Annotated in this window: 15 protein-coding genes and 3 pseudogenes; 11 read left to right on the plus strand and 7 right to left on the minus strand. The window is 58.0% G+C overall.

The window, feature by feature from the left end; genetic code table 11:
* Positions 1-52: 52 nt before the first annotated feature.
* Positions 53-2,472 (minus strand): annotated as a pseudogene (gene hrpB, locus ACFQAU_RS11350) (ATP-dependent helicase HrpB).
* 80 nt (positions 2,473-2,552) lie between these two features.
* Between hrpB and meaB the strand changes: the two are divergent.
* On the plus strand, positions 2,553-3,527 hold the full coding sequence (meaB, locus tag ACFQAU_RS11355; protein ID WP_132444330.1) for a methylmalonyl Co-A mutase-associated GTPase MeaB: 975 nt from the start codon (positions 2,553-2,555) through the stop codon (positions 3,525-3,527).
* Here meaB and ACFQAU_RS11360 read toward each other — a convergent pair.
* The 3 genes from ACFQAU_RS11360 to ACFQAU_RS11370 all read right to left on the minus strand — a co-directional run bounded on the left by ACFQAU_RS11360 (position 3,524) and on the right by ACFQAU_RS11370 (position 5,706).
* Positions 3,524-3,952: a PACE efflux transporter gene (locus tag ACFQAU_RS11360; RefSeq protein ID WP_067935974.1), complete on the minus strand. Its 429-nt coding sequence runs from the start codon at positions 3,950-3,952 to the stop codon at positions 3,524-3,526. The genes meaB and ACFQAU_RS11360 overlap by 4 nt on opposite strands.
* Positions 3,953-4,057: 105 nt before the next feature.
* On the minus strand, positions 4,058-5,002 hold the full coding sequence (locus tag ACFQAU_RS11365; protein ID WP_206054288.1) for a tyrosine recombinase XerC: 945 nt from the start codon (positions 5,000-5,002) through the stop codon (positions 4,058-4,060).
* A complete protein-coding gene (locus tag ACFQAU_RS11370) occupies positions 4,999-5,706 on the minus strand; it encodes a DUF484 family protein (protein ID WP_132444331.1) in 708 nt (235 codons plus the stop codon). Before ACFQAU_RS11370 ends, ACFQAU_RS11365 begins: the two co-directional genes overlap by 4 nt.
* Before the next feature lie 269 nt (positions 5,707-5,975).
* Here ACFQAU_RS11370 and ACFQAU_RS11375 point away from each other — a divergent pair, with 269 nt between their 5' ends.
* Complete coding sequence (locus ACFQAU_RS11375; RefSeq protein ID WP_162931871.1) at positions 5,976-6,896, plus strand: nitrilase-related carbon-nitrogen hydrolase; 921 nt, start codon at positions 5,976-5,978, stop codon at positions 6,894-6,896.
* A gap of 63 nt (positions 6,897-6,959) precedes the next feature.
* Here the strand turns inward: ACFQAU_RS11375 and fsa are convergent, their stop codons facing one another.
* Complete coding sequence (gene fsa / locus ACFQAU_RS11380; RefSeq protein ID WP_067623130.1) at positions 6,960-7,613, minus strand: fructose-6-phosphate aldolase; 654 nt, start codon at positions 7,611-7,613, stop codon at positions 6,960-6,962.
* 122 nt (positions 7,614-7,735) lie between these two features.
* Between fsa and ACFQAU_RS11385 the strand changes: the two are divergent.
* The 9 genes and pseudogenes from ACFQAU_RS11385 (at position 7,736) to ACFQAU_RS11425 (ending at position 20,565) form a co-directional block, all read left to right on the plus strand.
* Positions 7,736-9,924 (plus strand): annotated as a pseudogene (locus tag ACFQAU_RS11385) (primosomal protein N').
* A gap of 379 nt (positions 9,925-10,303) precedes the next feature.
* Positions 10,304-11,293: pseudogene (locus tag ACFQAU_RS11390) on the plus strand (MFS transporter); the annotation flags it as partial.
* Positions 11,294-11,444: 151 nt separating this feature from the next.
* Positions 11,445-11,912 (plus strand): hypothetical protein, encoded by a 468-nt coding sequence (locus tag ACFQAU_RS11395; RefSeq protein WP_386282296.1) that lies wholly within the window; start codon positions 11,445-11,447, stop codon positions 11,910-11,912.
* The gene (locus tag ACFQAU_RS11400; RefSeq protein WP_386282299.1) at positions 11,912-12,730 is read left to right on the plus strand and encodes a tyrosine-type recombinase/integrase; all 819 of its coding nucleotides are present in this window, start codon (positions 11,912-11,914) and stop codon (positions 12,728-12,730) included. The genes ACFQAU_RS11395 and ACFQAU_RS11400 overlap by 1 nt, the downstream gene beginning before the upstream one ends.
* Before the next feature lie 11 nt (positions 12,731-12,741).
* Positions 12,742-14,253 (plus strand): site-specific integrase, encoded by a 1,512-nt coding sequence (locus ACFQAU_RS11405; protein ID WP_132444335.1) that lies wholly within the window; start codon positions 12,742-12,744, stop codon positions 14,251-14,253.
* Between the two features lie 299 nt (positions 14,254-14,552).
* On the plus strand, positions 14,553-16,214 hold the full coding sequence (locus ACFQAU_RS11410) for a hypothetical protein (RefSeq protein ID WP_386282303.1): 1,662 nt from the start codon (positions 14,553-14,555) through the stop codon (positions 16,212-16,214).
* Positions 16,215-16,621: 407 nt separating this feature from the next.
* The gene (locus ACFQAU_RS11415; protein ID WP_132444337.1) at positions 16,622-17,062 is read left to right on the plus strand and encodes a hypothetical protein; all 441 of its coding nucleotides are present in this window, start codon (positions 16,622-16,624) and stop codon (positions 17,060-17,062) included.
* Complete coding sequence (locus ACFQAU_RS11420) at positions 17,059-18,981, plus strand: AAA family ATPase (protein WP_132444338.1); 1,923 nt, start codon at positions 17,059-17,061, stop codon at positions 18,979-18,981. The genes ACFQAU_RS11415 and ACFQAU_RS11420 overlap by 4 nt, the downstream gene beginning before the upstream one ends.
* 369 nt (positions 18,982-19,350) lie before the next feature.
* The gene (locus ACFQAU_RS11425) at positions 19,351-20,565 is read left to right on the plus strand and encodes an IS256 family transposase (RefSeq protein WP_132444339.1); all 1,215 of its coding nucleotides are present in this window, start codon (positions 19,351-19,353) and stop codon (positions 20,563-20,565) included.
* Positions 20,566-20,681: 116 nt separating this feature from the next.
* Here ACFQAU_RS11425 and ACFQAU_RS11430 read toward each other — a convergent pair whose 3' ends face one another.
* Positions 20,682-21,398 (minus strand): hypothetical protein, encoded by a 717-nt coding sequence (locus ACFQAU_RS11430; protein WP_132444340.1) that lies wholly within the window; start codon positions 21,396-21,398, stop codon positions 20,682-20,684.
* A gap of 262 nt (positions 21,399-21,660) precedes the next feature.
* On the minus strand, positions 21,661-23,739 hold the full coding sequence (locus ACFQAU_RS11435) for a hypothetical protein (RefSeq protein ID WP_386282309.1): 2,079 nt from the start codon (positions 23,737-23,739) through the stop codon (positions 21,661-21,663).

Raw genomic sequence — 23,739 nt, forward strand, 5'->3', positions numbered from 1 at the left:
ACGGACGCTCTGACGATTAGACCGCGCGCCGCTTTCGGCGCGCGTTGTCGTTTCAGGTGCCGCGCGGTTTGGCCCGCAGGGTCGGGTCCGCGACCGTGGGGTCTTCGGGCCACGGGTGGCGGGGATAGCGCCCGCGCATGTCTTTGCGCACATCCCCGTAGGAACTTGCCCAAAATCCGGGGATGTCCATCGTGACCTGCACCGGGCGCTGAGCGGGGAGAGCAGGGTGACCTGCAATGGCTGCCCGCCCACCGTCGGATGCCGGGTAACGCCGAACATCTCTTGTAGGCGCAAGGCGATGCCGGGGGTCTCACCGCTGTAGTCAATGGCCACGCGCCGCCCCAATGGGGTTTCGAAATGCGCGGGCGCGTTGCGGTCCAACTCTTGCTGTTGCTCCCACGTCAGCCGCGCCTTGAGCGCCGAGGTGATGTCGAGCGCTTTCCAATCGCCAGTGCTGCGCACACCGGCCAGATGCGGCAGCAGCCAGTCGTCCAGCGTCTCCATCAGATGCGCTTCGCTGAAATCAGGGAAGGGCGCGGGCATCAACCGGGCGCGGGCCAGAAACAGCGCCGCCGCCTTGCCGGGGTTCAGCCCCAATTGCCGCACACCGTCAAGCATCGCGACCGCCACCGCATCCGCGGGCGCATCGGGCCATGTGCGGTCTTCGAGTACCAGCGCACCGAACACCTCCTGCCGCCGGGTCAGCACGCGCCCCTCGCGGCGCGACCAGATGCAGACCTCCTGCCAATGGATTTGGTCGGCAAAAGTGCTGCGCAGCTCAGCGTCCGAGATCAGCGCCGCCTGCCGGATACGCGCCTCTCGCGGGTCGCCGTCAAGGTCGGTGGCCACCAGCAATCGCGTGCCTGCCATCGGGTCGGCCGCGGGCAGGATCGCGCCCTTGCCGCCCGATAGGACATAGCGCGGTGCCTCGCCCTTGCGGCGCAGCCCGACGCGGTCTGGGTAGGCAAGGGCCGCCAGCACGCCCAGTCCGTCCGGTCCGTCGCCCTTTGTCATCCGGCCCAGCCGCTTGGCCTCGGCCTTGATCCGCGCCAGTGTCGGGGCATGGGGCGGGGTGGCGCTGCGCTTTCCGTCCAATGCATCCATCCTGAGCGACAGGTCCACCGGCGCGCCGCGCATCGGGTCACGCTCTGCCAAAAGTGCGGCCAGCAGCGGCGCACGCGGCCCGCCGCGGGCCACCATATGCGCCAGACGGGGGTGCAGGGGCAGCTTGGCCAATTTGCGGCCATGGTCGGTGATGCGGCCTGTGTCGTCCAACGCACCGAGCATGCGCAACACCGCCTGCGCTTCGGCCAAACGGCCCGGATGGGGCGGGGTGACAAAGCTTAATTCTTCGGCCTGCGCGCCCCAAAGCGCCAGTTCCAGCGCGAAGCCGGTGAGGTCCCCCGCCTCAATCTCGGCTGGGGGAAGGCGGCGAGCGCGCCCTCTTCGCCGCGTGTCCAGAGCTTGTAGGCCACACCCGCTTCGACCCGTCCGGCACGGCCCGCGCGTTGGGTGGCCTCGGCGCGGGTCACACGTTCGGTCACCAGTCGCGACATGCCAGAGGCCGGGTCGAACAGCGCGCGGCGCGAGCGGCCAGCGTCGACGACGATGCGAATGCCTTCGATGGTGAGCGAGGTTTCCGCGATGGAGGTCGCCAGCACGACCTTCCGCCCCGACCGCACAGGCGCGATGGCGGCCTGCTGCGCTTTGAATTCCAGCGCGCCGAAGAGCGGGGCCAAGGTGCAATCCGGCGGCAGCGCAGGACGCAACAGCGCCTCGACCCGCCTGATTTCACCTTCGCCCGGCAAGAAGACCAGCGCCGATCCGGGGGCTTCGGCGAGCGCCGTCAGCGTCAGGTCGGCCACCGCATTCTCAAGCCGTTGCTTGCCCATGGGCTTGTCGAGCCAGCGCGGCTCTACCTCAAAACTGCGGCCTTCGGAGGTGACGATGGGGGCTTCCATCAACTCTGCCACCGGGGCGGCATCAAGCGTGGCGGACATGGCGACCAGCAACAGGTCGTCGCGCAAGGCGCCCGCCACTTCAAGGCAGAGCGCGAGGCCCAGATCGGCGTTCAGCGAGCGTTCGTGGAATTCGTCAAAGATCACCGCGCCGATGCCGGGCAGGTCGGGGTTGTCTTGCAACATGCGGGTCAGGATGCCTTCGGTGACGACTTCGATGCGGGTGTTCTTCGATACCGCCGAAGCGCCGCGCACGCGAAAACCCACCGTCTGGCCGGTCTCTTCGCCAAGGCTTTCGGCCATGCGCGCGGCAGCGGCACGGGCCGCAAGGCGGCGCGGCTCCAGCATCAGGATGCGGCCCTTGGTCAGGCGAGCGTCGAGCATTGCCAGCGGCACGCGGGTCGTCTTGCCCGCGCCGGGGGGCTTGCAGCACCACGCGGCCCGTGTCGCGCAGGGCGGCGATCACGTCAGGCAGAACGGCGTCGATGGGCAGGGCGAAATCAGCGTTGGACATGGCGCGGTTATCGGGCAAAGCCGCCGCCGCGCCAAGGGTGGGGATGGACAATTCCGCGCCACCCCCGCAAAAGTTGGCCCATGGATATCGACGATCTGGCCAAGGGCATCATAGCAGGCGAGCGCCGCGCGCTGGCGCGGGCGATCACGCTGGTGGAATCGGGCCGTGCGGATCACCGTGCGGCGGCGGCGGACCTGCTGGCGAAGCTGCCCACCGACCGGCAGGCGCTGCGCATCGGGCTCTCAGGCACGCCGGGGGTGGGCAAATCCACCTTTATCGAAAGCTTTGGCATGATGCTGACGGGGCAGGGCAAGCGCGTGGCGGTGCTGGCGGTGGATCCCAGTTCGGCGCGTTCGGGCGGGTCGATCTTGGGCGACAAAACGCGGATGGACCGGCTCAGCCGTGAGCCGCGCGCCTTCATCCGTCCTTCGCCCAGCCAGACCCATCTTGGCGGTGTCGCCCGCCGCTCGCGGGAGGCGGTGCGGCTCTGTGAGGCGGCGGGTTTCGACGTGGTACTGATCGAAACCGTGGGCGTTGGCCAGTCCGAGACCGTGGTGGCCGAGATGTCGGACGCCTTTGTGTTGCTCTTGGCCCCAGCGGGCGGGGATGAGTTGCAGGGCGTGAAACGCGGCATTATGGAGATTGCCGATCTGATCGTGATCAACAAGGCCGATGGTGATCTGAAATCCGCCGCTGCGCGTACCCGCGCCGACTATGCCGGTGCCCTGCGTCTGCTGCGCAAACGCCCGCAAGACCCCGAAGGCTTTCCGCGCGCCACGGCGGTTTCGGCGCTGGAGGAAAACGGTCTGGAGGAGACTTGGGCGGCCTTGCAGGAATTGACCGACTGGCGCCGCGCGCAGGGCTTTTGGGACCGCACCCGCGCCGCGCAGGCGCGCTATTGGTTCGAGCAGGATGTGAAGCACCGGCTCTTGGCGCAGTTGGAGACACCGCAGGCGAAGGACGATCTGGCACGGCTCAGTGACGCCGTGGCCGAGGGCGCGCGCGATCCGGCAGAGGCGGCGGCTGAGTTCGTCAGCCGCCTGCGCGCCGATTAAGACGGGCGGGCAGGCTCTGGCACCGGGAAGAGCACGTCGTAAACCCAGTTAAAAACAAAGGCGTAGATCAGGTAGAACAGCGCGAAGCTCACGTCGATGAGGAAGGCCTCCATCAGCGAAATGCTCAGGTACCACGCGATGAAGGGCATCAGCACGAAGAGCAGGCCAATCTCGAAGGTCACGGCGTGAAGTACCCGGATCGGCACCGTCTTGCGGACCGTGCCGCGCAGACGGCGCAGGGCGTGATCGAAGCCAAGGTTGTAGAGGTAGTTCCACCCCGTCGCGATGCTGGCGCTGACGATGGTGACGACGCCAATCTCATGCAGTGGCTTGTCAAACAGCCAAGCGCCCATGGGCGTGACGATCAACAGGGCGAGAACTTCAAAGCTGATGGCGTGGCGGATGCGGTCTGCGGTGCTGCGCATGGGGTGGTCCCGGTATTGGTCGGGTCGTCCCGAGTGGCTGCCCAAATGGGGGAGGTCGTCCTCGCTTGGCCCCAATATGGCGATTGGCTCGCGGGGCGCAAGGGCTCAGCGGCCCGCTTTGGGATGGGCGTTGTTATAGACTTCCATCAGCCGCGCGGTGTCGACGGCGGTATAGGCCTGCGTGGTCGAGAGCGACGCATGGCCCAGCAATTCCTGAATCGCGCGCAGATCACCGCCCGCATCGAGCAGATGCGTGGCAAAGCTGTGGCGCATGGCATGGGGCGTAGCCGTCGCCGGAAGGCCCAGTTGCATCCGCGCATCGGCCATCACCTGCGCCACGGCCCGCGCGCCCAATGCGCCGCCGCGAATGGCACGAAACAGCGGCGCCTGCGGCTCTTGCGGGTAGGGACAGACAGCGAGGTAATCTTCGACAGCGGCGCGTGCAGCAGGCAACACCGGTACGACCCGTTCCTTGCCGCCTTTGCCGATGATACGCAGGCTATTCGGCAGGGGCGCATCGCCGCCCTTGAGCGCCAGCGCCTCGGAGATCCGCAGCCCGCAGCCCCAAAGCATCGTCAGAACAGCGACATCGCGCGCCGCGACCCATGGGGCGCGGGCTTGGGTTTCGACGCAGTCGATCAGCGCGCGGGCGGCATCTTCGGCCAGCGGGCGAGGGAGTTTTTTCTGAAACTTGGGCGACCGGGCAAGCAGAACGGCGGTGGGCTCAAACCCCTCCCGCTCGGCCAGCCAGCGGTAGAAGGCTTTCACCGCCGAGAGTTTGCGCGCCACAGAGCGTGAGCCGACCCCGCCGCTGCGCGTGCTGGCCATCCAAGCGCGCATGTCGCTGATGGTGATTTTCGCCAGCGCGCCAAGGCCTTGGGTGTCGCCCTTATGCAGGGTCATGAAGGTAAGGAACTCGGTCACATCGCCCCGATAGGCGATGATGGTATTCTCTGCGGCGTCCTTCAAGGCGCTCTGGTGCTCCAGCCATGTCTGAAGCGCGTCCCGCGCGGCGGGGCTGATCAGCAGGGGATTTGCCTTCTCGCTCAAGACAGCCAGCGGCGCATGGATCGCTCCAGCACGCCGGTAAAGAAAGTGAGCAGATCGGTGCCCTGCTGCGGGCCGAACATATGCGGGTCTTCGGCCCCCATGACCAGCAGACCCGGAAGGCGGCCCGCGCCGAAATCGAGCTTCAGGCAGGCTTCGGAGCGGATCCACCCTGCCTTGGTGCCATAGAGCGCCTCGGCACCATCCTGAATCGCACGCAGGGTCACTTGCCGCACCAGACCACCGCGGCCCTGGCTGAGGTAATCGTCGATGAAGCCGGGCTCGGCCACGGTCAACACGTCGCCCAGCCGCTGCACCGCCGGGTCATTGTCGTTCTGGGTTGATTCCAGCACCAGCTTCACCGCGTCGACGCGCAGAATGTCGGCAACTTCGCCACCCAGATTGCGTAGGAAGGTCTCGAATTCCACCGGGTCTAGCATTTGCAGGATCGCGCGGTGGATCTGGTTGGTCCCGGCGAGGTTTTCATAGGCCGCGGCGATGACGCTGCGGTGGGTGTCTTCCAACCGATCAAGCCGGGTTTCCAAACGCTCCATCGCGATGCCGCGCAGGTCGACGATGTTGCCGCCCATGGCCTTCTCATTCGCTGCAATCAGCGCCTGCATCACATCGCTGTCGTCAAGGATGACATCGGGCGCTGAGATGATCGCCTCACGCAGGGCGTCGTCGATTTTGGGGCTGCTGCTCATGGGCGTCTCTTTTTGATTTGCGGTGTCATAGCATGGTGGGGCGTCAAGATCTGCCCCCAATTGGTCACGGGTCTTGCCGCCTGCGGTCTTTGTTGCCGCCTTGCGTCAGGCCGGGATGTAGAACGAAGCCCACGGGAACAAAAGCGGCGCGGGTGTGTTGGCCCCGGTCGACGCGCGGATTTCAGCCGCAAGGCGCGCGCGCCTGATCGAAGCCTGCTGCATATCCCCGGATGCGGCGAAATGGCCCTTGCCGGGAGAGGAAATCTTACATGGAACATGTCTCTGTCGATCTTTGGGCCGCCAACCTTCAGGTCACGCCGGATTCGCTGCAAAGCTGGCTTGCCAGTGTGGAACTGCGTCTGCAACAAGCCGCCGCGCGCGAGGCACAGCTTTTGGTGATGCCTGAGTTTTGCTGCGCACAATGGCTGAGTTTTGCCCCGGCGGACCTGCCCGCAGAGCAGCAACTGGGCTGGCTCGCGCAGACCGCCGCGCTGGCGCTCGACCCGATGCGCCGCATGGTGGAGCAGACAGGCGTCGCCCTGCTGCCCGGCACATTTCCTGTGGCCTTTCCATCGGTCGACGCGCCCGAGGGGTATCTCAATCAGGCGTGGTTCCTGACGCCGGATGGTGGGATGCAAGTTCAAAACAAACTGAGCCTGACGCCGCTTGAGGCAAATGGCGCCAGCGGCGTGACCATCGCGGGCACCGGGATCAACCTGTTCGACTGGAACGGGCTGCGCTGTGTCATCGCGATCTGTCTGGATGCGGAATATACCGCGCTTTGGTCGAAACTGGGCGAGCTGGACCTTGATCTGGTGATCATCCCCGCCAAGACCGACATGATCACCGGCTACAACCGCGTGTTTAGCTGTGCACGGGCGCGGGCGATCGAATTGCAAACCGCCGTGTGCTGTGTCGGCGCGGTCGGCGCGCCGTTGACCCCCTGGCAAGAGGATACCGGCGTGGGCGGGGCGAGCGTCTATCTGCCCTGCGATGTGTCGGTGGCCTTGGACGGGATGCACGCGGCCTTGCCGCCCCAGACGGCGGCGCAGGGCATGGATCTGGTGTTGCAGGCTCCGGCGATTCCCGTGGGGCAGTGCCGTCGCATCCGCGCAGGCGCGGCCGAGGCCGAGGTGCGCCCCGGCCTGTGGTCGGGCGATCACCTGACTGTCGAAGGCAACGCCGCATAGGGCAAAGAAAATCCCCCTCCGCCAGGGACTGAAGGGGTTTGATGTCTTGGCGCTAAGGCCGGATCAGAGGATGTTCTGACCGGTCTTTTTCCAATCGGCCATGAACTGCTCCAGACCTTTGTCGGTCAGCGGGTGGGAGGCCAGTTTCTTGATCACTTCTGGCGGCGCGGTCATCACGTCGGCACCGATGCGCGCGGCGTCGAGCACGTGATTCACGCTGCGGATGGAGGCCGCGAGGATCTGCGTCTCGAACCCGTAGTTGTCATAGATGGTGCGGATGTCTTGGATCAGGTCCATGCCATCGAGGTTGATGTCGTCCAAACGGCCAATGAAGGGCGAGATGAAGGTCGCGCCAGCTTTAGCAGCAATCAGCGCTTGGTTCGCCGAGAAGCAGAGCGTCACGTTGATCATGTGACCTTCGCCCGACAGAACCTTACAGGCTTTCAGCCCGTCCCATGTCAGCGGCAGCTTGATGGTGATGTTGTCGGCGATCTCGGCCAGTTTGCGGCCTTCGGCGATCATCGCGTCGGCTTCCAGCGCCACCACTTCAGCGGAAACGGGGCCGTCGACGAGGTCACAAATCTCTTTGGTGACCTCAAGGATGTTGCGGCCTGATTTCAGGATCAGGGAGGGGTTGGTTGTCACGCCGTCGACCATGCCAAGGTCATTGAGTTCGGCAATGGCGTCGATCTCGGCTGTATCTACGAAGAATTTCATGGGCTTTCCTTCCGGGTTGGAATGTGATCGCTAACAGGTCTATTGCTTGCCTTGGCTTTACCGCATGATCTGCGATGCTTAAAGCCTCAATTCCCCCTAGCGACGCGGAGCATGCGGCAGACATGGCTGAATTCTACCATCATGGCGAGTTGCTCTCGGTGATGACCACCCAGCCTTTGGGCCGCGCGCTGGACTATCGTGCGCCCGAGGGCGGCTGCCATGCGGGGGCGTTTGTCGAGGTGCCATTGGGCCCGCGCAAGGTGATGGGCGTGGTCTGGGGGCCGGGGGCCGGGGATTACGACATCAACAAGGTGCGCCATGTGATCCGTGTGCTGGACGCCCCGCCGATGCGCGATGAGATGCGCGAGTTTTTGCTGCGGTCCGCCGCCTATACGCTGACCCCACTGCCCGCGATGCTGCGGCTGGCCACCCGTGCGCCGGGTTTGGGCGATCCGCCGTCGATGCGCAAGATTTACCGCGCGGGCGAGGGCCTGCCGACCCGCATGACCGACGCGCGCCAGCGCGTGATGGCGGTGTTGGAGGAATACGGCGATCTGGCCTTCACGCTAAAGGAGTTGTCGGAGATTGCCGGGGTCACCTCTTCGGTGGTCAAAGGTTTGGTCGATCAAGGTGCCGTGCGCGAAGAGGAAAGCCCCCGCGATCTGCCGTTTCGGCGGCTGGATCCATCGTTGCCCGGCAAGGCACTGACCGAGGATCAGGCGACAGCGGCGGCGGTTTTGCGCGAAGGGATCAAGGCAGAGACCTATGGCACGACCCTGCTGCGCGGGGTCACCGGATCGGGCAAGACTGAGGTCTATCTCGAAGCCGTCGCCGCCGCCGTGCAATCCGGGCGGCAGGCGCTGGTCCTCCTGCCGGAAATCGCGCTGACCGAACAGTTTCTCGACCGGGTCGAGGAGCGCTTTGGCGCGAAGCCTGCCGAATGGCATTCCGGTGTCACCATGACCGAACGCCGCCGCATTTGGCGCATGGTGGGGCAGGGCAATGCGCAATTGGTGATCGGTGCGCGGTCAGCGCTGTTCCTGCCGTTCCAGAACCTCGGGCTGATCGTCGTGGATGAAGAGCATGACACGTCTTACAAACAAGAGGATGGGGTGCTTTATAACGCCCGCGACATGGCGGTGCTGCGCGCGTCAATCTGCGGGGCGCAGGTGGTGCTGGCCAGTGCGACGCCCAGTCTTGAGACTTGGGCCAATGCAGAGGCGGGCAAGTATCGGCGGCTGGAACTGACCTCGCGCTTTGGTCCGGCGGTGATGCCGAAGATGGGCGCGATTGACATGCGGCAGGCGGGTTTGCCGGGGGATAAATGGATCTCGGGCGAGATGAAGCGCGAGGTCGATGCGCGGCTGGAGCGCGGCGAACAGGCGATGCTGTTCATCAACCGTCGCGGCTATGCGCCGATTACGCTGTGTCGTGCCTGTGGCGAGCAGATTGGCTGTGATCAATGTGACGCGCGGATGGTGGAGCATCGGTTTCTGAAGCGATTGGTTTGCCATCAGTGTGGTGAGACCAAGCCGATGCCAGAAGCCTGTCCTTCGTGCAAAGTGGAGGGCAAGCTTGCGCCCATCGGGCCGGGGGTTGAACGGCTGGGGGAAGAGGCCACGGCTCTTTGGCCCGAGGCGCGGATCGCGACATTGAGTTCGGACATGTACGGCTCGGCGCGGGCGCTCAAGGCCGAGATTGCGGGGATCGCCGAAGGAACGGCAGACATCATCATCGGGACGCAGTTGGTGGCCAAAGGGCACAACTTTCCCAAGCTGACGTTGGTAGGGGTGATTGATGCGGACTTAGGCCTCACCGGGTCGGACCTGCGCGCGGCGGAGCGGACGTTTCAGCTGATGCGGCAGGTGGCGGGCCGGGCCGGACGGGCCGAAGCGCCGGGGGCGGCGCTTTTGCAGACCTATCAGCCCGAGCATCCGGTGATCCGGGCGATTCTAGCGGGCGAGGAGGAGAAGTTCTGGGCCGCCGAGGCAGGCGAGCGGCGGCAGGCCGGGGTGCCGCCTTACGGCCGTATGGCAGGGATCATCCTCAGCGGCAGCGATGCGGCGGCGGTGTTTGATCTGGGCAACCATCTGGCGCGGCATGACGGGCCGCTCAGGGCGGTGGGGGCGCAGGTTTTGGCCCCGCGCCCGCGCCGATCGCACGGGTGCGCGGGCGGCATCGGGTGCGGTTGTTGGTCAAGGCAGATAAGGGCGTGGCGCTGCAGGAGGCGCTGAGCAAGTGGGTTGGTGCGCTGCGGCTGAAGGGGGATTTGCGGCTGGCCGTGGATATCGATCCTCAAAGTTTTTATTGAGGCTTTAGCCATCGCAGGATGAGAGCCGGCGCCTGCCTGCGGGTTGGCGACCGGACAGTGCCATTGCCACTTAATTGTTCCGGGCCGTGGTGCGCGTTGGCCGCGGAGTAAGGTACCGCCACAGAGCTTTGGGTCGCGACCTACCGAGTTATACGCAACAGCCCGGAAACAAGGCTGTAAGGCCGCCGGGCAGCGCCAGACCGTCCCATGGTCTGGCGCTTTTGCAATCGGAGTGGCGGCTTGCGTATGTGTCACATGCGTTGCAGCCATAAAGTGCCCAGCTGAGAAATTATATGCGCCAGCCCCCGGTCTGGCACTGCCCGGCTCAGCGTTTGCCTTTTCTCTCGCCATTCCCAGAACCCCGGCGTAATAAATCCGCATGACCCGTTTCATCACCCTCGAAGAGGCCAAGGGCCTGCCGTTCTGGCGCCGCCCCGTGGCTCTGCTGTTCCTCATGGCGCTGGCCATGCCCATCGCCTTCAACACATGGTCGGCGCTGCTGAATAACTTCGTCATCGAGGTGGCAGACTTCGACGGGTCCGACATCGGCCTGCTGCACACGGTGCGCGAAATTCCCGGCTTTCTGGCCATCGGGGTCATCGCGATCTTGCTCTTTGTCCGCGAACAGGTGCTGGGGCTGATCTCGCTCGCGCTGCTCGGCGCGGCGACGGCCATCACGGCTTATTTCCCCTCAATGGGCGGTATCCTGACGATCACCATGCTCAGCTCGATCGGGTTCCATTACTACGAGACGGTGAATCAATCGCTGCAACTTCAATGGCTTAAGATCGAAGACGCGCCGCGCATGATCGGCTGGCTTATGGCGGCTGGATCGCTGGCGACGCTGGTGGCCTATCTGGCGATCATGGCGCTGTGGGAAACGCTGAACCTCAGCTACAGCATCGTCTACATGATCGGCGGCGGCGTCACCGTTGCCGTGGCCATCATCGCCATGCTGGCCTATCCACAGTTCGAAGCGCCCACGGTGCAGAACAAAAAGATGATCCTGCGCAAGCGCTACTGGCTCTATTACGCGCTGCAATTCATGTCAGGCGCGCGGCGGCAGATTTTCGTGGTCTTCGCGGGCTTTATGATGGTCGAACGCTTCGGTTTTGAAGTGCATGAGATCACCATGCTCTATCTCATTAACCTCGTGGCCAATATGATCTTTGCTCCGCTGATGGGGCGCGCGGTTGGCCATTTTGGCGAACGCCGGACGCTCACGGTCGAATATGTCGGGCTGATCCTTGTCTTTCTCGCTTACGGCGGTGTCTATTACCTCGGCTGGGGCGTGGTGATCGCGGCGACGCTTTATGTGCTGGATCACATGTTCTTTGCCCTCGCACTGGCGCTAAAGACCTATTTTCAAAATTACGTCAAGCATCGACCCATTCTTGCTGTTTAATCCCATAAACTACCGAAAAATTTATAATTTCTACGAATCCGGATTTTATTTGCAAAATTTTTGGGTTACCCTCATTTTGCTTTAAGAAAGTGAACAGTTTATTGTAGCTAGGGTGATGTTTTTGAAGCTCCATAGCCTTATCAGGACCGATGGTAATTTGGCAGGCGAACGCCTGCCGTACCTTAGTGGTGAGGGCTTGGACGCTTATTCAATGATGTGGAGCGCTGCAAGGCGGGCTCAGTTTACACCGAACACGCGCTCCACTGCACTGAACTGCCTTATCCCAATGCGACTTTGGTCGGTGATATCTGGAGTAAACGTCGAGCGGGAGATGGTCTTTGGTAGCTGCCTTTCACATGAGCAGGTGGAAGACATGTTGTATTACATTGGTCTTAAGCGAAAAGATTTGGCAACGTTGACCATAGCTCGACCAGCGGACCTGAACCGGTTTCTCAGCGCATGCGAGCCTGTCAGTGCAGGAACTGAAAACCTGCGCCGGATCTACATCAATAACTACCTGATGTGGTTGGGATCCTACGGAAATCTTGTGCTCCAAAAACCGGGCAAGCTACTGACAATCTGATGGAGCAGCGGCGGGAGCGTCTCTCCCCGGGCCGAAGCACCACTGGCCGTCGCCAGAATGTCTATGCTCTTGGTTCAATCTCGCAACAGGTGGTTGGCAACTTGCGGAAAACTATTGGATCACGGATGCAACAAGCCACTCCTGATGAAGTGAGTCAGTTTGCCGTCTTCTTCTCTTCTCTGCACCGCAATGATCTCTGGCCTAAGAACAAAGATCGAGCGCTACGGAATGAGTTACTGATTAAGCTTTTATTGCAAACTGGCGGTCGCGTGTCCGAATTGTTAGCTATCAAGGACACTGATTTGGTCACCGGCAAGCAGATGGTTCAGTTCGCGCGCCGCCACAACGATCCGGATGACCCTCGTAAGAACAACCCAACGCTAAAAACCTATGATCGTCAGTTACGTCTCTCCCGTGAGACTTGGGAATTGCTTATGGAGTGGCTTGATGTTCAGGACGAACTGACCGCTCACAATCCGCAGGCATTCCTCTTCGTAAACCTTACGCGAGATCCAAGATATGCCGGGCAGCCCATGTCCCGGATGGCCGTTGATCAGATGATCCGTGAGGTATGCGTGGCAGCCGGTATTAAACCATTTGGGGCCCACCAATTACGCCACCTTTATGTCCGCGAACTAGCTAAATTGGCGCGCGAGCAGGGTTGGACGAACGAGGAGTGGCGCAAGGCGGCAACCTATCTACTAGGCTGGTCACTGACATCTAAGATGCCTGCATTGTACCTTGGCGAAGCTGCAAATCAAGAAGCTGATCTGCAAATGAAACAGCTATGGACCGAGCGTGGCCTTGAAGTGGAGTGAGAGGAAAAAGTATGGATATTAAGCTGAAAAGTACGCTAGCGCCAGTTGGAAGAACTATCCGGCGCGCTGCAAGCGGGGAGCAGTACAACCAGAAAGCGGATGTTTGGGGGCCATTTATTTCCGGCGGCCGTACAATACGGTTTGATTTTCGAGACCTCACTGATTCCTGCGATCCGTTCTTCGTTGACACTATCAAACAAGTGCTCTCAGAACGCATGGAAGAAGTAGCAACAGCGACTGCGGCGAATAACTTGGCCGGAGTGAAAAAGGCAGTCACAATGTTAATCCGTAGCGGTCAGATCTCGGATCCGATTAAGATTCTGACAACAGATCACTTAAATTTTTTGACCATGTCACTTGAGGCGACTTTGAGCAGAAAATTATTCGCGTTCTTTAAGCGGTGTAAAAATCTTTTCACCAAAGATGCTTATGATCATCTACTCGATGGCGGGGTATCTTATCAGGAAATAGATACGCAGGACGTTGTTATGACCCTGGACCCCACCAGAGGTCCATATCTTGATGCTGAAATACTTGCGGTCGATAACGCATTGTTAGCTGCCTTCGAGGCCGACGAAATTGACCGGCATCGATACCTGCTGATCATGACGTTCAGGCTGTATGGTGTTCGCCCGGTGACCTGCTCGGAAATTACGCTAGGAGATATAGATCTATCGGACGCCCACAGCGTCCGGGTGCGTTTCAGAGTGAACAAGCAGACCAATGCTGAAACATCTCACTCACCTTTTCGACCTGCTCCGATGCTTTATGGCTCCCTTCTACGTGAAGAAGTGGCCAGCCTTTCGAAAGATTTTACAATTTCTGGTTGGCAAGAGCTACCACTATTCCCTTATGAGCATGAGACTTGGAATGGCCGTCGCCACCACACTGGAGGGCAGAACTTCAACGGCTTCGCATCAAGTTCTACCGTAGGAGAGCGCTATCAACTAACTATGAGGCAACTCAATATCATCTCCCCGCGAACAGGTGAAAAGATGGTCATCAGTGCGCGTCGTGATAGGCATACGGTGGCTACGCAATTGGCCCTCCAAGGATGCAGCGCGGAAGTTATTGCTGCGTGGATGCTGCATGCAGATACTGCATCGTGTGAGGTCTACGTGGAACTCGCTACAAAGCATTATCAAATCATGGATAGCTTGCTTGATGGAAAATTCACGCATTTCGCTGGCCGTTTCTTTGGCAAATTAATTTCAGCAAACCACCTCGATCAGTTTGAAGACTCCGGAATTATAGTAGATGCAGAAGGAAGCGGAAATGAAGTAGGTGGATGTGCTACAGGCGGGTGTTCCGCCATCGAAACGCTGTCGGCGCCTTACGCGTGCTTCACTTGCCCAAGCTTTCGTTTGTCGCGTTCAGCTGATTTAAACCCTTTGCTGAACTCGCTGCTGATAAAAAGAAAGTCAGCTTCAAACGATGGTCAGACGGAGTATCTGACATCACTTGATCGTCACATCGCCGCCACACATGCGGCTAAGATGGCGTTAGAGGCATATGATGAATAAGGTTGCAGAGTTTCGATCAAGGCAACAAAAAGCGGTCGCGGAGTTTGTCTGTCGAGCCCGTAGTAGCCCTATCTTGGCGGAAGCCCAGGTCAATTTCGATGCTGATAGATGGAATTTGTCAGCAGTAATAAAAAACACTTAATGCGCAATCCCTTTCCCTCTCTTTTAAGGATTATGGGTCTCCAGCAGGCTCTAATTCTCAGCTGCTTCCGGGCGACTTTTGCTTAGTTGCAAAGGCTTTAGTTGTTGATAAAATTGAGGAAAACTGGCCAAAGAAGCTTCATTACAATACGACCCAAATGGTGGTTTCTTCGATCCAAAAGCTTGAAAACGAAATGCGTAACGATGGCGGGTCAAGTATCCTAGACTGCACCGAGAGCCACCTGGACAATGTTATTGATAATTATGGCAAAGGTCGGTCCCCCAAAACACAGGCGTATGAATTGCGTCGAATTATTCGCCGATTAGCAGAGATGCAAATTCTGCATGAACTGGCCTCATGGGACCACCCTCTGACATCTCGGAGGACGCATATAGCAACTCGCATTAACCGGCGCAGAAGTCGCGAAAACCTAACTAGTGATGAGGCATTTGCGATCGCTGAGCTGTTCCATGTTGCGGAGGAACCAGGTGATGTTTTCTACAGCAGCATTCTCGCTTTGATGTGCTGCGCACCATGTCGAATCTCAGAACTTGGTTCCCTGCCAGTTGATATTGAAGTGGTTCAAGGGCCGACTACGGGAGGCGACGATGGTGTGCAGTTCAAGTACGGGCTTCGCTGGTGGCCCGTGAAAGGCGGTAAACCCCAAGTAAAATTTATCCCCAAAGAAATGGTGCCGGTCGCTCAGCAAGCGATCCGACAGATTAAAGAACTAACTAAAGATGCTCGCGAAGTTGCTGCTCAAGCAATTTCTAGCGATCAGATTGTATTACCCGACCACCTAGAGCATGTTCGCGAGAAAGGCATAGTTACCTCAACTGAAGTTGCAAGAATTCTTGGAGTGTCCAAACTCACAAAAGACATGCTTCAGCGGCTCGAAAGCGTAGCCTATGCGACGTACAGTTTTGAAAGCTTGGAACGCTACTGGAGAGAAAGTCTGCCAAACGCCTGGCCAATTGTCTCTAATCTCACAAAGGCCGATTATAGCGAATGTTTAACTACTCACTTCGTGAACCAATTCAACCGTCTGCATACGCGGAAATGCCTCGTTCAAAGCTTTTTGCCTGCCTCCCTTGGACGGCGGTTGACCCCAAACAACAAAGGTGAATTGAACATTTTCGAGCGTAACGGGGTTTACCTTCCAGATGGATCCGTGCCCCAAATCACCACCCATCAAATCAGACATTACTTAAATACCATCGCTCAACGTGCGAACGTGCCGCAGGCTCATATCGCTAGATGGTCGGGACGCAAGTTGGTCATGCAAAACGAGGATTATGATCATACTGATCTTGAAGGGGTGGTTCAGTCGATATTATCGAAGGGGTACAGCGTCAACACCGACATTAATGCCCCGGAAATTGTGGACGACACTCAAGACACCGGTCCCTACCGTGAAGCATTAGTGCGTCAGTCGATCCATTCTACGCCCTTTGGATTCTGTACCAGTAATCTGCGGATGGAACCATGCGATCGAGTTGGAGCATGTAGCACTTGCACCAAGCTCGTTTGCATTGCAGGTCATGAAACCCACGTGCCAGCGATCCGCGCTGACGTCGAACGCCGGAAAATTGCTGTTGAAAACATCCGTGAGCGTGAAGTTGCTGGTCACAGGGTGAACCCAGCAATGAAAGAGGCAATGCTGGCCCAGCTTTCGCACGCAGAAAACCTGCTTGGAGCTGTCGAAGACCCTGCAAACGTGGGGTCATTTATAGCAAATGCTGGCGCTCCCGCTCTCGTTGAATTTAGTCATCAACGGCGTGTTTTTGAAAGCCGTAAACCGTTGGAGGTAATCGGGTGACTAAGCATTTAAGCTCAAGGGATATAGACAACATTTCGAGCGTAATTGAACGAATGCGTGGGAGCATTACGTGGGAGGCGCTCACGGCGAAGCTGAAGGATGAACTCGATATATCGCACTCAAAGTTTAGCTTGATGCGCAATCCCAAGATCAAAGCCGCATACGATAATCGGAAGGCCGAGCTTCGCTCCAGTAAGACGAATAAAGCCATGGCCCAAAAAGCTGCGAAAAGCAAACTTCCGCCTGATCCAGCCACATATATCGCGGACCTTGAAAGGCGCTTGCAACAGCAAACTGAACTTCTCGCTACAGTTTTAGATAACGCGGCTCGCCTTGGAGTTCCGATTGAAAACATGCAGCGGCCACCAAGGCCGGTAAGCTACAGCCCCACCAATAGCAGGTAAGTCATGGCTCAGTCAAAAAAACAGAGATGCCTTGCGGCGGTTACTGATCTGATCCGTGTTGTTGAAGCTTCCGGAAGACAGCTTCCCAATGACGGCACGGCCCTCAAATTAGGCGAAATCCTCGCTGCCTCCGGTGTTAGTCGAACACAACTCCACCGCCATCCTGAAATTAAAGTGGCGCTGATGGAATATGCTACAGCACAAGGTTTCTCTTATTCTCGCCAAGGCCGGGTTGTGGAGGAGGACGACGGTGCGCCCGTGGACAACAGCCAGATGGTATCAATCGCTAGACTCCATGGTGTTCAAAGGCAACTTGCGGCAGCTGAGCGGAAGAATGCGGAATTGAGAGCCGAAAACGCTAGGCTTCGTGCGCAGATGATGCGCGGTGACGAGGTGGCTGAGCTGATCGCATCTGGCGGTAGAATTGTGCCTGGCCTCGCATGAGCGTAAAGTTGGATCCGGTTGCTGATCGGGTGCAAAATAGCTCGATATTTTTCGCGCAATATCTGGCGCGGGAGCGTGCCTTTACAAATATTGGGCCTCAGCGGGCGGCTGCGCTCGTAGAGGCTTTCGGGTCACGCCTTTCGGAGGCTATCTTGGCTCAGGACGATGGCATTATCGAAATCATCGGTGAAGAGCATGCAATCAATGCCGCCGCCGTACTTGAAACTCGCCTGCCAGAAAGTGATTTTCTTACCTGGCTGGAAAGCATCAAGGCAGACATCCCAGCCTATAAAGCAATTCGTTTAGCAAGAGCGTGGGGCCGGGAGGGCGTCGATGCGGTCAAGCGGAACCCCTATTTGCTAATGGCAGTAGCTGACTGGCGGACGGCTGACGAGATCGGCAAAGCCCTTGGTGTCGACGCGAAAGACGCTCGGCGTGAGGTGGGCGCTGTGGAAGCTACGTTGGCGGGGAAAGCTTGTCTTGGTGCCGGTTCAACCTTGATGGCATCCAAAGGAGCTCTTGAGGGCGCTGAGGAGCTTCTGGGGCACAAGGTGAGCTCAGATCTCGTTGCCGCGTCTGTGCGCGCCGGAGCGGCTGTGAGGCTCGCGGGAGAGTTGCAGCCACCGGGTGCTGCATACATGGAGGCTGACTGCGCTCTAAGGCTCGCCAAGCTGGCTCCTGACTCACCCGTTTCTGGGATCAGCGAACCAGCAGCGCTCGATGAATTGATTGCAGACTATAATGAAGCGCAGCCGTTCCTGCTGACCGAAGGACAGGAGGAAGCAGTCCGTATGAGTCATAGACATCGCCTGTTGATCCTTGCTGGTTTTGCTGGGTCCGGCAAGACTACTGTCCTCAGAGCTGTCTGTGAGACTCAGGAGGCGATTGGTAAAGCGCCGTTGATCGTGACACTCTCTGGGCGCGCGGCACAACGTGCAAGTGAGGCCACCGGTCGTCGAGCTATCACTGTTGCGCGCTTCTTGATTGAGCAGGAGAAGTCAGGCTTACCACTCGATCAGGATTGCGTTCTGATCGCTGATGAAGCGTCGATGTTGGGTCTTGTTGAGGTTTGGCGTATCCTGAGACGGCTTGGTGATGCCAGCTTGATCTTGTGCGGTGATCCGGCTCAGCTTCCACCGGTCAGTCCAGGCGTCGTTTTTCACACGCTTGCTATCGATCATGAAGTTTGCCGAGTCGTCTTAGATAGGGTCCATCGCCAAGATGAGCGAACTGGCATCCCTGCGTTGGCCGAAGATTTGCGAAACGGAGTGATTGCCAAAGTCCCAGCATTTAAGCGAGCGCAATCCGGCGTGACATTCACTGGGTGCGAGCAAAAAGATCTTTGTGATGAAATCTTGCGGATCGGTGCTGTCCTGAAAGAGCACGGGACTAGTCGTGATAATGTCCAGATTATCGCGCCAACAAATCGCGAGATCGGTCAGATCAACATCTTCTTTCACCACCGTGCCTTGCGGAAAAACCCGCGTGTATGGCCCGGCACAGGGCATATCGCAGAGGGCGAACCAGTTATCTGGACGCAGAACGACACTCGGCGCGGGCTGACAAACGGGGCGTTAGGCCGCGTTCTCGAGATCGAAGGTCACTGGATCAAGGTTGTTTTAGATGGATGCGTACATGAACTGACAGGAGACGATGGGCAATATCTGCAACTTGCTTACGCAATCAGTGTTCATAAGGCGCAAGGTAGCCAGTGGTCCCGGGTCATTATCCCCGTGTTCCCAAGTCGGATAGTTGATCGGTCTCTGGTCTACACCGCGCTGACGAGGGCACAAGAACAGGTGGTTTTCATCGGATCGTTTGATGCGATTGTGAAGGCGGTGAAGCGTTCACCTGCTGTGGAGGCACGTCAGGTTGGCCTCGGTACGTGGTTAAATCTGGCGCGTGAAACTAGGGATTGAACCCATTTCTCCACAATAGTAGCGGTGCCTCAAGAGTCGGTGTAACTGCTGCCGGTAGCGCGGGCTGAGCGGAGCCTTCGCATAGCGAAGCGAAGCCCGTGCGGGTCGGTTGGCGGAACCGACTTTTGTCAGGGAATGACCGTAACCAAAGGCGGTCTATTAGATGCTTCCGCGCTGCGTGCGCTTTTCTCAAAGGTGTTCGACGCCAACCCATTTGTCGTATGCTCGGGTTAGTTGCGGACCTTATCATGGCACTGAATGTCGTTTGTGGCAGTAAGCTCAGGCAATTGTGAATCCCGGCCATAAGAGAGTGTCCGATCTTCTGTGTAATTGCGATCTGGTCCATGCTTCCTGAGAGGAGCAAGGACGATGACCATATCCAAGGAACTGCTGGACGAACTACTGAAGGGCTGCGAGCGGCCTGAAGACCTGCTTGGCGATGCCGGGCTAATGAAAGAGCTCAAGATCAAACTGATGGAGCGGATGCTCGGTGCTGAGCTGACGGCACATCTGGGCTATGAAGAGGGCAAGGATGCCCCGCCTGATCAGGCCAATCGTCGCAACGGCTCATCTGCCAAGAGGTTGAAGGGGCAAGACGGTGAACTGCCTATCGCTGTGCCGCGGGACCGGGACGGCAGCTTCGAGCCTGAACTGGTGAAGAAGGGACAGACCCGCATTGATGGGATGGATGACAAGATTATCGGGCTTTACGCTGCCGGTCTGACGGTCCGCGACATCCGTGCTCATCTTGAGGACGTCTACGGCCTTCAGGTGTCACCAGATCTGATCAGTCGCGTCACTGACGCCGTGCTGGACGAGGTTCGGGAATGGCAGTCCCGGGCGCTGGACCGGATGTATCCCATCGTCATTTTTGACGCTCTACGGGTCAAGATCCGCGACGCCGATAGCCGCATGGTCAAGAACAAAGCCGTCTACGTGGCCCTTGGTGTCAGCAGGGATGGCGTGCGCGAGGTTCTTGGTCTTTGGATCGCTGACAACGAGGGCGCCAAATTCTGGCTCTCGGTGATGACAGAGCTGAAGAACCGTGGGCTGCAAGACATCCTGATTGCGGTCGTAGACGGTCTCAAGGGCTTTCCTGATGCCATCACCGCAGCCTTTCCGGACACGGTCGTGCAAACGTGCATTGTCCATCTCGTGCGCCACTCGTTGAACTTCTGTGCCTGGAAAGATCGCAAGGAGGTGGCCGCTGATCTGCGGCGGATTTACAGCGCCCCCACAGCCGATCAAGCTGGCTTGGAGTTGGATGCCTTCGAGGAAAAATGGGCCGGGAAATATGCCTCTATCGCACCGGCTTGGCGCAGAGCTTGGCAGGAAGTAATCCCGTTCTTTGCTTTTGATCCCGCCATCCGGAAGATCATCTACACCACCAACGCAATTGAAAGCTTGAACCGTGTAATCCGCAAATCGATCAAGACGCGAGGATCGTTCTCGACCGAGGACGCAGCCACGAAGCTGATCTACTTGGCGATCCGCAACTTTGAGAAAGGCGGCCGGAATGTTCGAGAATGGTTTGCGGCCCGCAATCATTTCGCAATAATGTTCGAGGATCGCTTCAATGCGTGACTGTATCTAAAACCCGCATGGGCCAGGCCAGATACACAAAGTTTATGACACTCCCGGCCATAATCATAGGTACGAAGTTTTAAGGAACTCTCCAAGTCTGCCGGGCCGGGTCTTGCTTAGTTTTCTAAGCATAGTGATAGGATTTTTTCAGCATAGACCTGAGACGCCTGTATCACCGACGTCTTCGTTACCAAGAAGACCCACATCAACAACCCTACTAATGCAGACCCACAGAGTAATGCACCAAGGACGAACTCTGTTGTCCCAACTTCGAGATCATACAGAAAATATGCACTGCCAAGTGTAACCGCAGAGGTCACAAGAATGCCCAGTGGTTTCAGCCCCAATAGATTGCGGGTGAAGCCATACGATATGTTCTCGTTCAACAAGAGACTGGCCTCCGACTGAGGTCGAGTATGCTCAAGCAACCAACGCACTGCAAGCAAGCGGTCTTCTTCTGCGACCTTCGCATCGTTGCTTTCATCGGCAAGGCTTGGCAAGCCTATTTTGCTATGGGTCTCAATGTAAGTTCTGCACTTCGTTTTCATGGTCTTAGGCAACCTATCGTCAGCAAGGGAAAGCAGCGATGCCGTATGCAGACGTCCAATCTTTTTCCCCAGCTTGCGCTCAACATTCCGACCGGACTTTCGCGCCAATCGCGACAACGCGAATAGGATTCCACATGTCACCACAAGGGCCGCGATAGCGCCCAACTGGGTCCAGACTGCCGGAAACCAAACAAACACGAACAGAAGTGCGGGCAATACTGTCAGAAGGGCAGGATTTAGACGCGCATTTCTATCATATCGATCCATACCCAACATCTTATTCATCTGTCCGACCTTTACCTTCACCACTATGCATTTGCACCACCATCCAGATCAGAAGATAAGCCTACGGCTTCCGTTACCAACTGGCGGTACCCAGTTGGGGTTCTGATGATCATGAGAACAGGAAACAGCTGTCCAATCGCAAGTTTGGCCGCTGTACTAAAATCAGTCGTAGACGGGCCAGTGGAGGCGAGATGGTTGTGCCACGTACCCAACGCGTAGAGCGTGTTGCCTGATGATTTCGATAATTGCTCAAGCTGATCACTTAACCCCTCAATACCCAGCACAAATTCCGCTGCTGAGAATTTACTATCGGGGGAGCCGCAATGGTATCGACGACTTGAAAGACGTTACCAATAGCCGAGAAGCGCCCTACCAAGACGCCGCCTGTTTCGGAGCCCGGTTTGCGCTTAATTTCAGCGTCAATCTCAGTCGTAACCCGACGCGCAAGCCGTGTATAAACCGCGTTATTCGCGGACCCCTTCACGACTGTGTAGGGTTCAACACTGTGGCTTTCCCATCTCTGCGAAATTCCGTCAGCATGAAGACGACCAATGTTGAATTGCCCAATTTCATTCACAGATTTTCCGGATAGTACGTTGCCGGTCAGCGTCGCGAGCGGTGCAGTCAACGTAGAAAGGCGTGCGTCTGATGCAATCATTGAGAGGCTCGAGCATCCTTGCCCAATGACGATTTCGTCTGCGCTTTGCCCCATTACTTTAGATCTGAGCGCGTCGTCGCGGCGCATGTGATGATAAAACTCCGTCATCAGGTCGCTGCTGTTGGGGTTGCAGCCCTGACCCGAGACGGAAAAATAACCTATATCACTATCACCCATAAGGCATGCCTCCATCACGCGTGGCGCTTTGCCTTTCGACCAACCTGTAAAACTCAAAGTCTCGCGCAACACTGAAGACGCGGTAGTATTCAGAAGTGCTTTGGACTTTTCAAGCTTCAGCTTTCTGCGCAACTTTTCGGTGCGCAGAACGGTGTTAGCATCAATCCGAAATCCAACCGTCTCCTGAGCGAGTTTGCTGGCGTCGTGCGCGAACTCCCCTGCCTTTGAAGAGTAAAACATCGAATCCAGATCTACGGAGTATGGTAAACAGGAATGCCGCGCATAATTGTGCGGATCCATGATGTCGTTGTCTATCACGGTCATCGGGGCGCGACCCGACCGTGCAAGATGCATCGCAATCTTTGAACCTAAGCTACCACAGCCAAGCATCGACCATGATAACCATGAATCGCTGGGATCTCCATGCGATGTTCTTCGCAAAACATCTGTCGAGATCGAGTCTCTATGACCTGCCAGGCGGACAACAGCATCTGATGTAGGCTTCAGATCATCGACAGATTGAAGCTCGATCACATACGGGCTGATCTCTAAAGGCGAGGTTTGGCCGACGAGATTGAACGGGCGTCGAGCGATCAATATCACTGTAACCGGCAAGGCCGTTTTGATGACATACCCATCAAGCAGTGCGCGCAGCCGCTTCATCCTTGCAGCTAATATTTTGCCGCAGCCATAAAGCTGAGCGCGTTCGTACAACTCTTGGACGCTTCTAACTGTCTCGGGAAGATATTGGTCACTGACAACAGCCGTACCATCTGGATTTTTACCAGGCCAAACACTCAATCCAAGGCTGAACCCTGTCCATTCCTCGTCTTTCTCAGTCCTTGGCCCAAGAGAGGCGAGAGTCTCTTCAACCATCTTGACTTGTTCATCGCCTTTGAAACTGATCCGATAATAGGGGTCAGTTTGACCAAACTGCGCGAGAACCCACGTACGATGCCAAGCCGCACCAGATGTGCGTTTAACCAAGCCTCTAATTTTTGAAGCATCCCCGACGATAAGGTCGTTCAGGTGATCGCGCCGAACGAATTCCCAGCCATGGTCTGGGTCATTCAGCTCCAGCATTGCTGCGCGATCAAGCCAATCCAGCAGTTGCTGGAGAAGGGCAAGAATGCCGCCACCAGATTGAATGAGCTCGCGTGGAGAGCCGAACACAAGACACGGTTCGGGGGGCGCACCACTCGCATTCGGCTGCAAATGTGGGTGGGATCGATCAAAATCATCGCGGAGGCTCGGGCGGGGGGCGTATAATGGGTACGATACAGGAAACGAGAATTTGACCGCTTCGACACGCCGAACGCCAGAAGGGCTTTCACCTCGGAATCGAGAAGGAAGCTCCAACCTAATTTGCAAGGTCACGTCCACAGAACTTTCAACGTCAGCCCTAGACGCAATATCTATTCCTACGACCTGGGGGTGTTTGTCTAGCGAACGAACCGCACGCGCGATGGCAACAGGTAGCGCCAGAAGATCTTCAGTGTTCACCAT

The sequence above is a fragment of the Sulfitobacter profundi genome, assembly GCF_042661425.1.
Taxonomy (GTDB): domain Bacteria; phylum Pseudomonadota; class Alphaproteobacteria; order Rhodobacterales; family Rhodobacteraceae; genus Sulfitobacter; species Sulfitobacter profundi.

Excerpts from the sequence above, each read along its gene's own strand:
- ACFQAU_RS11425 (WP_132444339.1), top strand. The coding sequence starts at position 19,351 with ATGACCATATCCAAGGAACTGCTGGACGAACTACTGAAGGGCTGCGAG.
- ACFQAU_RS11435 (WP_386282309.1), bottom strand. The coding sequence starts at position 23,739 with ATGGTGAACACTGAAGATCTTCTGGCGCTACCTGTTGCCATCGCGCGT.
- fsa (WP_067623130.1), bottom strand. The coding sequence starts at position 7,613 with ATGAAATTCTTCGTAGATACAGCCGAGATCGACGCCATTGCCGAACTC.
- ACFQAU_RS11375 (WP_162931871.1), top strand. The coding sequence starts at position 5,976 with ATGGAACATGTCTCTGTCGATCTTTGGGCCGCCAACCTTCAGGTCACG.
- ACFQAU_RS11370 (WP_132444331.1), bottom strand. The coding sequence starts at position 5,706 with ATGAGCAGCAGCCCCAAAATCGACGACGCCCTGCGTGAGGCGATCATC.
- ACFQAU_RS11400 (WP_386282299.1), top strand. The coding sequence starts at position 11,912 with ATGGAGCAGCGGCGGGAGCGTCTCTCCCCGGGCCGAAGCACCACTGGC.
- ACFQAU_RS11360 (WP_067935974.1), bottom strand. The coding sequence starts at position 3,952 with ATGCGCAGCACCGCAGACCGCATCCGCCACGCCATCAGCTTTGAAGTT.
- ACFQAU_RS11405 (WP_132444335.1), top strand. The coding sequence starts at position 12,742 with ATGGATATTAAGCTGAAAAGTACGCTAGCGCCAGTTGGAAGAACTATC.
- ACFQAU_RS11430 (WP_132444340.1), bottom strand. The coding sequence starts at position 21,398 with ATGAATAAGATGTTGGGTATGGATCGATATGATAGAAATGCGCGTCTA.
- ACFQAU_RS11410 (WP_386282303.1), top strand. The coding sequence starts at position 14,553 with ATGGTGGTTTCTTCGATCCAAAAGCTTGAAAACGAAATGCGTAACGAT.
- ACFQAU_RS11395 (WP_386282296.1), top strand. The coding sequence starts at position 11,445 with ATGTTTTTGAAGCTCCATAGCCTTATCAGGACCGATGGTAATTTGGCA.
- ACFQAU_RS11415 (WP_132444337.1), top strand. The coding sequence starts at position 16,622 with ATGGCTCAGTCAAAAAAACAGAGATGCCTTGCGGCGGTTACTGATCTG.
- ACFQAU_RS11420 (WP_132444338.1), top strand. The coding sequence starts at position 17,059 with ATGAGCGTAAAGTTGGATCCGGTTGCTGATCGGGTGCAAAATAGCTCG.
- meaB (WP_132444330.1), top strand. The coding sequence starts at position 2,553 with ATGGATATCGACGATCTGGCCAAGGGCATCATAGCAGGCGAGCGCCGC.